At 59.9% G+C, this 14276-nt stretch carries 13 protein-coding genes; 8 read left to right on the top strand and 5 right to left on the bottom strand.

All coding sequences use genetic code 11. From position 1 onward, the window contains the following. The first annotated feature begins 25 nt into the window (after nt 1–25). The 6 genes from LB536_RS26760 (at nt 26) to LB536_RS26735 (ending at nt 7113) form a co-directional block, all read left to right on the top strand. A complete protein-coding gene (locus LB536_RS26760) occupies nt 26–1102 on the top strand; it encodes an LLM class flavin-dependent oxidoreductase (RefSeq protein WP_224597875.1) in 1077 nt (358 codons plus the stop codon). A 2-nt stretch (nt 1103–1104) separates the two neighbouring features. After that, complete coding sequence (locus tag LB536_RS26755) at nt 1105–1932, top strand: alpha/beta fold hydrolase (protein WP_224598005.1); 828 nt, start codon at nt 1105–1107, stop codon at nt 1930–1932. Nucleotides 1933–2196: 264 nt separating this feature from the next. Further along, nucleotides 2197–3030, top strand: coding sequence for a transporter substrate-binding domain-containing protein (locus tag LB536_RS26750; protein ID WP_224597872.1), 834 nt, complete (start codon nt 2197–2199; stop codon nt 3028–3030). A gap of 54 nt (nt 3031–3084) precedes the next feature. Then, a complete protein-coding gene (locus LB536_RS26745) occupies nt 3085–4059 on the top strand; it encodes an amino acid ABC transporter permease (protein ID WP_224597870.1) in 975 nt (324 codons plus the stop codon). Next, nucleotides 4056–4799, top strand: a complete 744-nt coding sequence (locus LB536_RS26740) for an amino acid ABC transporter ATP-binding protein (RefSeq protein WP_263489373.1) — start codon at nt 4056–4058, stop codon at nt 4797–4799. The genes LB536_RS26745 and LB536_RS26740 overlap by 4 nt, the downstream gene beginning before the upstream one ends. Before the next feature lie 478 nt (nt 4800–5277). Further along, the gene (locus LB536_RS26735; RefSeq protein ID WP_224597868.1) at nt 5278–7113 is read left to right on the top strand and encodes a hypothetical protein; all 1836 of its coding nucleotides are present in this window, start codon (nt 5278–5280) and stop codon (nt 7111–7113) included. A 222-nt stretch (nt 7114–7335) separates the two neighbouring features. On the opposite strand, the gene LB536_RS26730 is transcribed toward LB536_RS26735, so the two are convergent. Continuing rightward, complete coding sequence (locus LB536_RS26730; RefSeq protein WP_224597866.1) at nt 7336–7770, bottom strand: hypothetical protein; 435 nt, start codon at nt 7768–7770, stop codon at nt 7336–7338. Between the two features lie 583 nt (nt 7771–8353). Here LB536_RS26730 and LB536_RS26725 point away from each other — a divergent pair. Then, nucleotides 8354–8623, top strand: coding sequence for a hypothetical protein (locus tag LB536_RS26725; RefSeq protein WP_224597864.1), 270 nt, complete (start codon nt 8354–8356; stop codon nt 8621–8623). A gap of 1515 nt (nt 8624–10138) precedes the next feature. Here LB536_RS26725 and LB536_RS26720 read toward each other — a convergent pair. The 4 genes from LB536_RS26720 to LB536_RS26705 all read right to left on the bottom strand — a co-directional run bounded on the left by LB536_RS26720 (nt 10139) and on the right by LB536_RS26705 (nt 12737). Beyond that, on the bottom strand, nt 10139–10399 hold the full coding sequence (locus LB536_RS26720; protein ID WP_224597861.1) for a hypothetical protein: 261 nt from the start codon (nt 10397–10399) through the stop codon (nt 10139–10141). Nucleotides 10400–11562: 1163 nt separating this feature from the next. Beyond that, a complete protein-coding gene (locus LB536_RS26715; protein WP_224597858.1) occupies nt 11563–12078 on the bottom strand; it encodes a hypothetical protein in 516 nt (171 codons plus the stop codon). Beyond that, on the bottom strand, nt 12075–12491 hold the full coding sequence (locus tag LB536_RS26710) for a hypothetical protein (protein ID WP_224597855.1): 417 nt from the start codon (nt 12489–12491) through the stop codon (nt 12075–12077). Before LB536_RS26710 ends, LB536_RS26715 begins: the two co-directional genes overlap by 4 nt. A 36-nt stretch (nt 12492–12527) precedes the next feature. After that, nucleotides 12528–12737, bottom strand: coding sequence for a hypothetical protein (locus LB536_RS26705; protein WP_224597852.1), 210 nt, complete (start codon nt 12735–12737; stop codon nt 12528–12530). A gap of 131 nt (nt 12738–12868) precedes the next feature. On the opposite strand from LB536_RS26705, the gene LB536_RS26700 reads away from it, so the two are divergent. After that, nucleotides 12869–14101: a serine hydrolase domain-containing protein gene (locus LB536_RS26700; RefSeq protein ID WP_224597848.1), complete on the top strand. Its 1233-nt coding sequence runs from the start codon at nt 12869–12871 to the stop codon at nt 14099–14101. Nucleotides 14102–14276: the final 175 nt, after the last annotated feature.

The following is a 14276-nucleotide window of genomic DNA, read 5'->3' as shown; positions in this document are numbered from 1 at the left end:
AACCCGACGCACCGGGGAGACCGACATGAAATTCGCCGTTTCGCTGACCATGGAGCGCTTCTCGCCCGACATGCCGATGTCGAAGGTGAAGAGCAATCTGCTCGACCTGGCGCGCCTGGCCGACGAGGGCGGCTTCGAGACGCTGTGGACGGCGGAGCATCACACGATCGAATGCACGATCTCGCCCAACCCGCTGATGACGCTGACCTGGCTTGCCCAGCATACCGAGCAGATCCGGCTCGGCACCTCGACGCTGGTCGCGCCCTACTGGAGCCCGATCCGGCTGGCAGGGGAGGCGGCACTTTGCGATCACCTGACCGGCGGGCGGCTGGAGTTCGGCATTGCGCGCGGCTCCTACCAATACGAGTTCGACCGCATGGCCGGCGGCATGCCGCAGCAGGAAGGCGTTGCCTATCTGAAGGAGTTGGTGCCGGCGGTGAAGAAGCTGTGGGCGCAGGATTATGCCCATGACGGCCACTACTGGAAGTTCCCGCTCGCCGCCGGCGTGCCGAAGCCGCTGCAGAAGCCGCATCCGCCGATCTGGGTGGCCGCGCGAGACCCTGGTACTTTCGACTGGGCGGTCGGCATCGGCGCCTCGATCCTGTCGACGCCCTTGTCGGCGCCGGCGGCCGAGATCGCCGTGCTCGGCGAGAAATTCCGCAAGGCCGTCGCCGATCATCCAGAGGTGCCGCGCCCGCGCCTGATGATGCAGCGTCGCACCTGCGTCTACGAACGGGCGCAGGACTGGGAGATCGCGGTCGGGCATGCCATCGACTACGGCCGCGCCTTCGAGAACCTGTTCCAGAACATCGGCACCGTGCAAAACGGCTTTCCCGAAGCCGTCCCCTACGAGAGCGTCAAGGGCAAGGACAACTACAATCCCGAGAACATCCGCCGCAACCTGATGTTCGGCACACCGGACGAGGTGATCGAGAAACTGCTCGACTATGAAGCGGCGGGCGTCGACCAGTACTGCCTCGGCCTGACCTTCAACCTGCCGTTCGAGCTGCAGAAGAAGACGATCAAGCTGTGGGTCGACGAGGTGATGCCGGTTTTTGTCGCGCGCGAGCGCGACAGGGCGCGTCAGGCGGCGAGGGCGTGACCATGGCGCGCTCCGGCCAGCTCGATGTCGAGGGCGTGCTGCTCAACTGGCGCCTTGAGGGTGAGGGCGGCGTGCCGTTGGTCTGCATCCATGGCGTCGGCTCCTATCTCGAAGCCTGGAATGGCGTGGCGGGCCAACTGAGAGATCGCTTCGCGGTTCTCACTTTCGACCTGCGCGGCCATGGCCGCTCTAGCCGGGTCAAGGGCCGCTACGAGATCGACGATTTCGTCAAGGAGACGCTGGCGCTGGCCGACCATGTCGGGTTTGCCGCCTTCAATCTGGCCGGCTTTTCACTGGGTGGCCTGATCGCGCAGCGCCTGGCGCTGACGCATGCTGAGCGCCTGCAAAAACTGGTGCTGCTGTCGACGGTCGCCGGCCGCACGCCTGAGGAGCGGCACGCGGTGCGTGGCCGGCTGGCGGCGCTGATGGCGAGCGACGCCTCGGCGCATCATGCAGCCTCGCTGTCGCGCTGGCTGACGGAGGATTTCCAGGACAAGAACCCGGACGTCATCGCCGAGTTGCGCCGGCGTGACGCCGAGAACGACCGCGACTGCTATGCAGCGGCCTATCGCGTTCTGGCCGAGACCGATTTCGGCGGCATTCTCGACCGCGTCACCTGCCCGACGCTGATCGTGACCGGCGAGGACGATCAGGGTTCCAGTCCGCGCATGGCACGGCTGATGCACGAACAGGTGCAAGGGTCGCAACTCGCCATCCTGCCCGGACTTCGCCATTCGATCCTGATCGAAGCGCCGGCTCGGGTTGCCAGCGTGATGGGCGATTTCCTGCTGGACGCTGACCGCGGGAAAGGGGTCACCGCCGATGAATAGCAGCCTTCGCGATGCGGCAGAGAATGTCGGACAGCAGGTGCTGTACGAGGGCTCGCAGGCAACAGGCCGGGACCTTCCCTGTGATCGGGGGAACGGCGACGGCAAACATCCTCCGCGACATCGGAAGACCGGACCGGCCGCGACGTCGCTAAATCCGCGTGCCTTGGGAGAGGACGTCGACCTGGTCGGCACGAAATTGCGACATCACGACCGGCTGAACGGAAGTGACAGCAAGGGACTGAACAACAACAGGGGAATACGCATATGACAATCTGGAACAGACGACTCGTAACGATGGCCGCGGTGGCGCTTGCCCTTGGCGCATATCCTGCTCACGCAGGCGCGGCGCTCGACCGCGTGATGGCGGCCGGCACGCTCAAGGTGGCGACCGATGCCAACTGGGCGCCGCAGTCCTTCGTGAATGCCAGCAACGAGCTGGACGGCTTCGATGTCGACGTCGCCAAGGCGATCGGCAAGCACCTCGGCTTCAAGGTCGAGTTCATCACGCCCGGCTGGGACATTATCACCGCCGGCCATTGGGCAGGGCGCTGGGACATGCATGCCGGCTCGATGACGCCGACCAAGAAGCGCGCCGAGATCTTCGATTTTCCGGCAGTGTACTATTACACACCGGCGGCCGTTGCCGTGCACAAGGACAGCAAGGCCAAGACGCTGGCCGACCTCGACGGCAAGGTGGTCGGCGCCACCAGCACCTCCACTTTCGAGGCCTATGCCAAGAAGGATCTGACGCTCGACGCCGCCGGCGCGCCGCCATTCGAGTACAAGCTCAACCCGAAGGAGGTCCACTCCTACGAGAATTCGACGACCGCCTTTGACGACCTTCGCCTCGGCGACGGCGTGCGCCTCGACGCGGTGGTCTCTTCACTGCCGTCGATCCTCGATGCCGAGAAGGCCGGCTACCCGATCAAGCAGGTGGGCGATCCGGTCTTCTACGAGCCGCTTGCGATCGCCATCGAACGCGGCGATCCCGAACTCTCCGCCAAGATCGCCGACGCCGTGAAAGCGATGAAGGCGGACGGCACGCTGAGCAAGCTTTCCGAAAAGTGGTACGGGCAGGATTATTCGAAGACAAACTAGCCCCTCAAAAGGCGGCGTGCCCCCGGCAGGCCGCCGAACAGCCGGTGCTCAAAAATGCTCTATCCGGATACCGTCGAAGCCGAAATCCTCGTCCACAAACCCTGGTTCGTGGCGACGATGTTCGGCGTCGTTCTGCTGCTCTTCATGGCTTTCAACATGTCGGGCACCAGCTTTGCCGAACTGATGCGTCCGGTGATCGGCGAACCGTCGGTGAGTGGCTTCTACGGCCGCTTTGCCATTGCCTTCGCCATAGCGGTGATCTTCACCTTGAACGTCGTGCTGATCGGTTTCGCGCCGCTCAAGTTCCAGATCGGCATCGTCTGGCTCGAACTGCTGCTCCTGTTCATCGCCTTCTTCGAGACGTTCCATCTCAGCCTGCCCTTCATCAGGGAGAAGCTGCCGTTCCTGATCAGCCAGGGCGTTGTCACCACGCTCTACGTCTCGGCGATTTCCATCGTCATCGCCTCGGTCATCGCGGTCGCCGGCGCGGTTGCCAAGCTTTCCAGCAATGGTTTCGCTTACGCCATCGCCAGCTTCTACACCTCCTTCTTCCGCGGCCTTCCGCTGCTCATGCAGGTGTACCTGATCTATCTCGGCTTGCCGCAACTCGGCTTCGTTATCAACGCGGTGCCTGCCGGCATCCTGGCGCTGTCGCTCTGCTACGGCGCTTACATGACCGAGATCTTCCGCTCCGGCATACAGAGCATCGATCGCGGCCAATGGGAGGCGTCGCGCTCCATGGGCTTCGGCTTCACACTGACCATGCGCCGCATCATCCTGCCGCAGGCGCTGCCGGTCATCATTCCGCCGACGGGCAATCAGTTCATCTCGATGCTGAAGGATTCCTCGCTGGTCTCGGTCATCGGCGTGTGGGAGCTGATGTTCCTGGCGCGCACGCTCGGCCAGAAGACCTTCCAGCACATGGAGATGCTGATTTCGGCCGCCATGATCTACTGGATGCTGTCCATCTGCCTCGAACTGATCCAGGCGCGGATCGAACGGCATTACCACAGGAGCAAGGTGCGATGAGTGCTCAGGCCATCATTGAAGCCAAGGCGGTCTCCAAATGGTACGGCCAGTTCCACGCGCTGAAGGACATCAACCTGACGGTCCACAAGGGTGAACGTATCGTCATCTGCGGCCCATCTGGCTCGGGCAAGTCGACACTGATCCGCTGCTTTAACCGCCTCGAGGCGCATCAGTCCGGCGACATCGTCGTCAACGGCGTTGCCCTGCATGGCAAGATGAGCAATGTCGCCGCCGTGCGCTCCAACGTCGGCATGGTCTTCCAGCACTTCAACCTGTTTCCGCACATGACGGTGCTGATGAACTGCATGGCCGGCCCCATGTGGGTGAAGGGCGTGACGGAAAAAGAGGCGCGCAAGACCGCGCTCAAGTTCCTGGAACGGGTCCGCATTCCCGAGCAGGCTAACAAGTTCCCCATCCAACTGTCCGGCGGCCAGCAGCAGCGCGTGGCGATCGCCCGCAGCCTGTGCATGAAACCCGATGTCATGCTGTTCGACGAACCGACCTCAGCGCTCGACCCGGAAATGGTCTCCGAGGTGCTCGAGACGATGACGGGGCTGGCGCGCGACGGCATGACCATGGTGTGCGTGACGCATGAGATGGGCTTTGCCCGGGCGGTGGCAGACCGGGTCATCTTCATGGACGCCGGCCAGATCGTCGAGGAGGGCACGCCCGACGAGTTCTTCAGCCGCCCTTGCCATGATCGAACGAAGTTGTTCCTCAGCCAGATTTTGAAGCATTAGCCTTCCTGGAAATGGCTGCGTTTCGACCTGAAGTTCGGGAAACGGAAGGTCCGCTTTCGGCCCCCAAGCCGACATGGCCGCTCTGCACCTCACAACGATCCGATGGGAGAAGCGGGTGGTGGCGAGATGAGTAGGATGTCCGGGATCCTCTTAACGTGTTGTTCATCAATCCTATAAAAGTCTTGGGTTAGAATAAATATACGAGCTTGCTAATGTGTAATTCGTTACCGCAATAATCCGACCTGAGATTTTCATTTATTGATGCGCAATAATTTTCATCGGGGGGTACTCAGATGACCGATGCAGTCTTCCTACCTGCAATCGAAGGCGACGCATTGTTCCGCTACCGTACAGAAGTCACTGGCGAGAACGGTGGGACGCCAACAGACCCGTCCTACTCACCACAGGACGGGACGGTCCCTTTCTATCGCCTCAGAGCGAACAAGACTGACCGCTTCCAGGCGGCTGGATTATCGTTATGACTTCAACCATCGAGCTTCAGGTCAGCGCCCAAAAGTTCACCGACCAGGTGCTCCAGACGCTGCTCGCGACACCGCGCCCGCTCCCAGACTCCTACCTCGGGATGCAGCTACAGCGGGTGCGCTACCGCGGTGTGAGCCTCCGCCGCGACGTGGTCGCGTCCTACCGCCTATTGCATGTCAACGCCAGCCACGACCAAGGTCCCGGGTACTACGATATCAGCGCTCGGCAGACGCAACTGGCTGTCGACGTTACCGTCGAGATAACGGCCGAGGCTAACATTGCAGCACATCCGAACCGTCTCGCGACTCCCGACGTAACCGTTGATGGCACGCTCGTCTTCGATCTCGAAGTCAAGCAGTCCTCGATCGGGGTGCTGGCGCTCGATACGACGTTTCGCGACCTTGAAGTCGGCATCTCGTTCCCGTCGATCGCGGGCGTCGCCGACCCGAAGCAGTGGGCGATGGACCAACTGAAATCGCATCTCGACCTGAAGCCGATCAAGCTAGATCTCTCCGACACGCTCGCCAAGGGCCTGCAGTTCTGGAATCAGGGGATCGCCCTCGACGCGACGGGCAACGCGCTGATCATCCGCGCCGAGGTGGCCGACGACGGCAATCCCTCTCGCTGGACCGACTTCTACAACGGCGCGATCACGGAGAGACTCGGCGGCGACGACTGGGCCGTTGTCGCACTCCCGCAGGACCTGAGCCTCACGATCCAGACGCAGATCTGGGGGCGGCTCACGCAGGCGCTCGGCCAGTACCGGGTGCGCACCGTCGATGTGCAGTATTCCGGCCACGGCGACCGCGCCTCCTTCACGATCACGCCGTATCTTGAGGTGTGGGAGGACGGCGTCGAGGTGATCGTCAACGTCGTCTCCGCCTCGTTCGGTATCTCGGTCGGATTCGAGACCGGCAAGGTAGTAATCGAAATCGACGCCTCCGCGGCCGACGACCTTGCCGACGGGATTCGCGCCGTGATCGCCGGCCTCGTCGCAGCGTTCGTGCCGCTCGCCGGCTGGCTCGCGGCTATTGTGCTCAACGAGGTGCTAGGCGTCCTGCTCGACGAGGCATCCCAAGCCATCGCCCAAGCCGCCTCCGGGATCGACGGTCTTCCGGAGGGCACGATGGTCGAAGAGATCGGCCGCTTCAAATACCGCGCCCGCATTCCGTTCACGGCACCGAGCGCCCTCCCTGGCGCGATCACGACGTTCTCGGCCGATGCCGAAGCGGTAACCGTCGGCGGCACATGGAGCGTGTCGAACCTAATCCCCGGCGAGTTGAAGGTGACCACGTCGCGGTTCGCCCGAAATGCTCCGTTCGTGTCATGCGGGGTGCTGGGCTACTCCACACTCGAGGCATTCGACGCCGACCCAGCCGGCTCGATCAGCATGCACTCCGAGGCTGAGCTCACGTCGACCGGCACGGCGCCCGTATCGGTCGACAAGGTCATTTCCGTGCGCATGCCCGCCACGGACGGCAGCACCGGGCTCACCTTCATCCCCGGCGGTAGCGCGCTGCCCTCGAAGCTCGAGCTCGACGGGCCAGGCTCGCTACAGCTCGCCGAACCGATCGTGGTCGAGGTCCGCACCAGCATCGGCGTGGTGCGGCTGAAGTTCGACCAAGTCGCCAGCACAGTGATCACCCCGCAAGAACTGAAGCGGTTGCGATCGCAGATCAAGGCGAACCTGGCCTACTGCGACGCCGAGGAGTTACCGATCTGGTGGCTGAAGAAGCACGATCTGATTCCGGGCGGCCCGGACCTCACGGCCGAGGAGATTAAGGCGAAGCTCCTGGAGGAGACCGTCACCACCATTCCCGCCTATTACTAATCCCTCCTGGTCGCAGGCGCTCGTTCCGTCTCGCAAAAGCTCCCCTGCCTTCAAACCCGCTCCGCGAGCAGCACTTGCCGGAATGACGATCACGCCATATGAGCCAGCTTCGCGGGTGGCGATGCTGCTGGTGGCCGGGAACTAGTTGTCAGTCAGCGCGCGCCCTCAAGGATCCGATCCCTGAGTAGGAGGCCCGCTTCATAGCGGACCTCCAGAAGTGCACTATTCGAAAGCCATCTCAGCAAGGCCGCGACGGATCGACGTGATACGGTCAGCTTCAACCGGAGTGTCGTCCCTGGATTCAAGATCGAACCGCAGCCGATCCAGAATCGCAATGGCAGCAAGCCGATTGCCGCGAACGAGCTTTTCCTCGTCGGTCAGTTCGTCCCAGTCGTCGCAATCAGGGAGAATATTGCCCCTCCCGTCACGTTCGAACGGCATATAAGGGTGCTCATTGATATGAGGCCAGTGGGAGGCGGACTCGAGGAGGCGCGCCGCAAACTGCGGATTGTCGCCCTCATGGACCTTCGCAAAATGCTCATATAAATCGCGGATGCCGATCGACCAACTCCGAGAGTTGGTCCTCTTGTAGACTTCATCGCAATGCGGGAAGACGAAAACGCTGCCGTATTCGCAATAGTAAGCGTTGGTATCCATGTTTTATTCTCTCCTGAGTTACTCAAGGCTGGCGCTCGGCCAGAGCCTTGTCATCGGATGGACGCAGGAGGGTAGGGCCGAGAAGGACTGGTTCCGCGCCCGAGCGAAGTAATCCCTGCAATGATTTGTGCTGAAACCCTCGGAAAGATGCGCAAGGGCCGGTGTCGGCTGGACGATCGCGACAGAAGAGGGCGCCGGACGGGTGGTCATCGAGTGTATCCTGTGTGAATGCCGCGCTATGCGGCTCGAGCGTTACCTCCTTTATAGCGGACAGTCATCTGCAGTGCGGCATTTGCCTCTGCCGTGCGCGGTAATCGAGCTGACGTTTGTCTCCTGGCGACCGTCGAGAGGGAGACTGTCCACTTCCCCGAGAAAAACCGTCCGCATTCCAGTTGAGCTGCTTTCTATAAGTGGCACGGCAACCAAAAAATGGAGATTTTTATGAGTTGTCGTTCCCCCAACAAGGTCACTGGCAAGTGGTTCCGTGTGCCGTCGCAGCGGGATCAGCAGGATACCTACACGGGCTTGGCCGCTTTCATCGCTGAAGTGAATACGGCAGGCTTTGCTGCAGGGCGGTGCATTGATGGAGTGGCGGGTCTACTCGTACCTCAAGTTTGTGCTTGAGAAGACTGCGCTGCCTACCGATCGGTATCGCAACTGGATCCAGTATGATGAAACTCCCGGACTGGGCGACTGCGCCCGCGCTCTGGCAGCCTTCAACATTTCGCATGCGAGGGCGCAGACTATTCTCACTGCATTGGAGGCGATCGAACCCTATCCTTCGAAGAAGCCGGTCGAAGAATATCAGATCGGAATCATTCTGCGGGAAGCCGGGATCACGCCGGTCGGTTAAGGAAGAACCAGTCTCGCTCACTGCTGTTCGGAGTGGGTGAGCTATTTCTGAGATGTCAGCAAAGCTGTAGCAGCAGGAACATGCACTGCGCGACGCAGGGGCGGCCACCGGTGAGCGCCGCATCTTAAAAGCACGAGGAGTGCAGGGATGCCGGAACGCTTTCTGGTGACGCTCTACCACGAAAATCCGGGTGGGACCGGAACCCCATTCCCGTCCATAGCGCGTCTATTGTTTATATATGTATCTGTATATCTACGTATTAAACAAAAGGACGCGATGCGGACGGGAATGAGGGCGCTCCGGTCCCACACTTGCGTGCCTAATGCGCCACACGTTTCACGAGCACCGGCACCTCTTGAATCGACGCGTCACAATGAGGCACAAACGCCCCTTGTTTCACTAGCTGCTTTCGAATTAAACGCCGGACGTGCCGCGCACCCGCTCTGGGTATGACAACTCTAAACTTCTTTCAGTCTTGTCACATGAATTCACCGGTCCCAATCCCATTCTTCGTCTTTGCGTATGTTTCACGGAGACCGCGGTCAATCGACGAAGGCGTCAACCTCCCGGCCATTCAACGGCAGCTTTTGAACCTTAACAGCCGTGCCACCGCCTTAGGACGAACTCTTGGGCGGCGGTTCATGGTAACGACGACTTATCGTAAAAAGGCCTTCAGCGATCATAACGCGTTCCACGAGGCTGTGAGCTTTGCGCGAGAGGACAACGCTGCGCTCTTTGTCGGAAATCTGGCTGACCTTCTAAGCGGAGTTCCTCTTGAGCAGTTCCCGAGTTCGGTACAACGTCTCGACGCTCTGGATATCGATGTATACGACGCCGCAACCGGTCGCTTGTGGCGGGATTTTGAGCCAACGACTAGAACCGCCATTCACGGGATGACTATCGCGCGTCACCAACTTGGGAAGAAAAGAGCGCGACGCCGAAAGAAAGCACCAAAGGCCAAGGGAAACATATCCCGAAATCAGGCTCTCGGCGCCTATGCGAACAAGCGACGATCTTTGCGCACTGCTGAACGGATCAGGCCAGTCGTTGAGGAGATGAAAGCAGGCCTCGCGAGTGGTGAGCAACTGTCGCCATCAGCACTCATGCATCGCCTTAACGATCTAGGGGTTAAGGGTCCGCGATCCGACCGATGGTCCTTGAACGCGTCGAAGCGCTGTCTGCAAATACTCGCTGGCAGGCCTGTAGCCGGCAGATAGCTGGTCGGGCATCGCTCGTGATGATCGCACGCGTCGCTCGAGTCAGGAATATACCTGGGTGACACACAGGTCGTCACCAGTGCGTTCCGAAGCTCTCATCGCAGTCACTGGCTTGTGCGCGCTCGGAACGCACCTGAGAGCTCCCCGTAGCGAGGGCACGTTACGCCTATCAAGTATGCCATTGCCAATCTTTGGACCGCCCATCGCCGAAGTTGATCTTCATTGTTGCTGAAAGGGGCTACGGACGGAACGCATGCTGAAGCGCCGACACATCATTCGAACATGGTGAGGCTTTTGACTAGCCTGGCGAGATAAACCGCTGTTGCTGTTCCGCAGCGATTTGGTCGCGTACCAGAGCGCCTACAACTTCTTTTTTTGCAGATCTTCGACTACGCCAACCGCCGTTCAGAAGCATTTTCTGTTCTATCCGCGCCTCACGCCGCTGTTTGAGGTTTGGGCGGGAGCGCTCGAAAGTCACGCAGACACACAAGAAACGAAGAGCAACGTCGTCAGGACGATTTCCAGATTTCCAGATGCCGAGGCCGGTCTTGCGCGTCAAGGCTTGCTCGCGGAAAGCCTAGTCTCACGCACAGGCCACAATAGCTCGGGTGGTTAGCTGCGGGTGTCTTCCCTCCGGATAATTGCGAGTTCATGGGAGGCGAGGGGGGCACCAGTCTGGCCCAAGCATGACGAGGGCAGGCCGAAATGCCTCCTTTGCAGAATTCGAACGTTCAGTCGAATAGGTCGTTGGTGTCGAGATATGCTCGCCACCGCGATAGAACACCACCCGTTGGAAGCGATTCTTTAGAGCCAGGGCCGCTGTGGTTTCATTGGAGCCGCGGTAGCAGAAAAATACATATTCGGCCTTGCAGGGTAAGGCGTTCAGTCTTCTCGCAGGGCACGTCAGCAGCGCGTTCCGATAGTTGTGCGCAGCTTTGTGCGCTGAGCGTGTTCCCGTCGCTGTATGAGCTTGCCAGTGCGTTCTGTTCATCGATCCATTAGAGATCTGACATGTTGACACTAAGCTCAAAAAGCTGATTTCGAGTGAAAAGTGCCAACCAAACGTAAAACTCTGTCAACATTCCGCAACATGGAGGGTCATTTTGGGCCCTCGATATTGTCGGGTCAGACCTCGCACGTAAACATTTGAATGGGTTCACGGGGAGTTTTGTTGCCACCTTCAACCAGAATGTTGTCGTTCAGCAGGTCCAGTGACAACATTCAAGCCAGGATCGGAGGTGTGAATCTCAGTTCCGATGGGCTGGCGGGGGGGAATTGCCAGTGGCGTCTCGCTGCAAGCGGTAGAGGAGGTTTGGGGCCAAAAATTGCGGTGGTTGCAAAAAGCATCCCCATCGCATCTGCTCGTCCATCCTAGGACATCGATGGAACTCCACGGGAGATGCTTTTCTCGTGCACCTGAGGATAAAACGCTGGCCATTCCCCGATTTTTATCGAGCCAGTTTCCCGATTCGGATGGCGGCGATGCCCCGGCTGGCTGACCAGTGCGCGTTGTCTTCGCTTTTTTGGGTGCGAAAATGACGAGCAATTGCTGTCAGAGCCGGCGGTGAGGGCAGCCATGGCAAAGACACCGAATTCCTTAGAATTGTCCTGCTAGCCCGCGCCTTAATGCTCGGGCGCAACCGTAAATGGTTAATAAAAAGGATCACATGAAACACCTGGGATGGCTAGGCAGCTAGGCAGCTATCAAACAGGTGAGCGCTATTAAGGTTTGTGCCAAGGCGCTCGCTCAACTGCTTCCAGATTGCTGCCGCGGTCGATCAGATCCCTCACATCATCCGCGTCGAGACCAAACCTCCGGGCGAAAACCGCTACCTCGTATTCCTCGTTGTCGAGGAGCACGGATGAACCTAGTGCGCGGAGAACAGGTGCATAAACACGCCGATGCAGAGTCCCCATATAGCCGCGAGTCGCGGGAACGGGGATAAAGAGGTCCTCGGGAAGGGGCATCGCGCGATCCTCTACGCCGTAGAACGCTCGCACTGATGAACGTGGAGATTTGTCCCCTGCGGGCTTCTCTTTGCGATCGGCTACCTGCTCGGCGAAAATGCGAGCATTGCGGTTTCTGATCCGCTCCTGAAGCTCCAACATTCGAGTGTCTAGAGCCTCTTCCGCCTTGGTTATTTTAGTGAGGCGGCGGGAGGCCAGAATCCGACTTATGAGTGCCCAGGCACCAATCGCTACCAGTGCAGCCATGAAGATCAAGAATGGCGTGCTCATCGCAGGAATACCTCGTTGAGGACCGCTCTACCCACTGAATGTAGGACGAACGCCAGCCCTAAGCAACTTATGGTGGCTACGACGAGCTCTGAGCCGGTCAGCGCAGCCATCAGGGTAGTGTGGTAGAGCACCCCAACTCCGGGCCCGATGAGGCCCAAAGTCAGTAGGGATGTAGACGCTCGATCAAGGGCATTTGCGGTGAACTTTGCCAGCTCGCGTTCACGCTCCCTCTGTTTCCTTAGGGCTTCCACTTCTCGCTCGATCGCTACTCCCTCGTCCGTGATAGCTTGGAGCTCGTCCGGGGGCTCATCTTCGTTGCTTGCGGTCTCTGGGGCTCCCCGAAACCCTGCCAACAAACCTTCCTCGGCTTCCAGCACCTTCCTTCGCTTTGGCGGATCCTCGTTCTCTGCCACCTTCGCCCCCTTTAAGCCGTTTCCTTAGGTGTTAACCTAGAACTCGATCGTGGGGAACAGCTTGCCCTCAAGGGCAAGGACGCGTGCCTCGGCAGCGTCTTCCTCGGTCAGCTCAACCAGCTCGGTGACGGCCTTCTCATCCTCGACCAGGAACTCCAGCGGGGTGATGTCGTGCATGAGGCTGTGGGCGCATGCCTGCTTGGGGTCATCGGCTTCCACATGCGCGGCGAAGAGGATTTGCGCCAAGCATCGTTGCAGGACTTCAGAGAGGAATAGCCTGCCCGCTCGTCCGTTTCATTTATATTAGCGCCGGTGTATATAGGTATAATGCGAGTAGCGTGCCAAAGGGCCTTTGTTTTCGAAAGGACATTTGCGCGATGAGTCATTTGGGCGGCGAGCCGGTTCGTGATCCTGCAGACCTCGGCTTCGACAAGGCGCGGCTGGAACGCCTGAAGCTGTGGATGCAGCGCTATGCCGACACCGCGCGCTGGCCGGGCGGTGCGGTGCTCATCGCTCGCCACGGAAAGCTCGCCTTTTTCGACTGCGCCGGGCACGCGGACGTCGAGGCCAAGCGCCCTTGGCGGCGCGACCTCATCGTCCGTATCTACTCGATGACCAAGCCTGTCACCGCCGTCGCGCTGATGATGTTATACGAAGAGGCGCGAATTCATCTTGATGATCCAGTCGAAGCTTACCTACCGGAATTCAAAGGTAGGCAACTTCTGATGCCAGGCGCAACGTCGCTCGACCAAACCGTGCCCGTCAAAACGAGGATGACGATCCACCATCTTCTAACCCATACAGCTGGCCTAAGCCTTTTTACGAACCCCGGATTGCTCGGTGAGGCGTATGCCAAAGAAAAACTCGGCCTTGCCTTGGCCTACGGCGGGCTCGACAAGATGGTGGGCAGGATCGCTGAGCTGCCATTGGAATGGGAGCCGGGAACGAGATGGCAATACAGCACCGGGTCCGATGTCATCGGCCGCATCGTCGAAGTCGTTTCCGGAATGACGCTCGACAAATACTTCGCGACGCGGATCTTTGAGCCCCTCGGCATGAACGACACCGGCTTCTCTGTGCCGGACTCTGGGATCAGCCGTTTCCCTCCGCTCTATGAGGCTACGGCCGGTGGGATGGCCTTGCACGAAGCGCCGGAGGTTTCGGCGTGGCGTCAAGGCAAGGTTGATACGTTCTGCGGCGGAGGCGGACTAGTCGGAACCATCGACGACTACTGGCGGTTCGCCGAAATGCTACGTGCTGGAGGTGAACTCAACGGCGAACGCATCCTTAGTCCCCGCACTTTGAGATTGGCGGCGTGCAATCACCTGCCGGGCGACCTTGCCTCGTTGGCAACCGAGGTTTGGGCTGAGACCCAATTTGATGGCGTCGGGTTCGGTTTGTTGGGCTCCGTCGTCCTCGATCCGGCCAAGGCACAAATTTCGGCCCAGGTGGGAGACTATGGCTGGGGCGGCGCGGCAGGCACTTTCTTCTGGGTGAGTCCGGTCGAGGACTTGGTCGTCATTCTCTTCACGCAGCTGCTGCCTTCGAGCGCCATTCCGGTGCGCAAAGAGCTGCGCGCCCTCATTCATGGCGCGTTGACAGGGGCCTGAAGACGCAGGCGCGGCCGTCGATGACCTCGAGCAATTCGTTGCGGCTGGTCATGGATTGCTGCCTTTCTGCAAGTCTTCTCGCCTTGGTCTCGGCTATGTAGTCGCCGGTGAACTATCCGCAAGGCTTTGATCTGGTTTCCTAATCGGTGAGGAATGCGGGAATAGCGTTGCAACA

This window comes from Mesorhizobium sp. ES1-3, assembly GCF_020164795.1.
Lineage (GTDB): Bacteria > Pseudomonadota > Alphaproteobacteria > Rhizobiales > Rhizobiaceae > Mesorhizobium.
The sequence above is the reverse complement of the archived record's forward strand: the minus strand, read 5'-3'. Positions and strand labels throughout refer to the sequence as shown.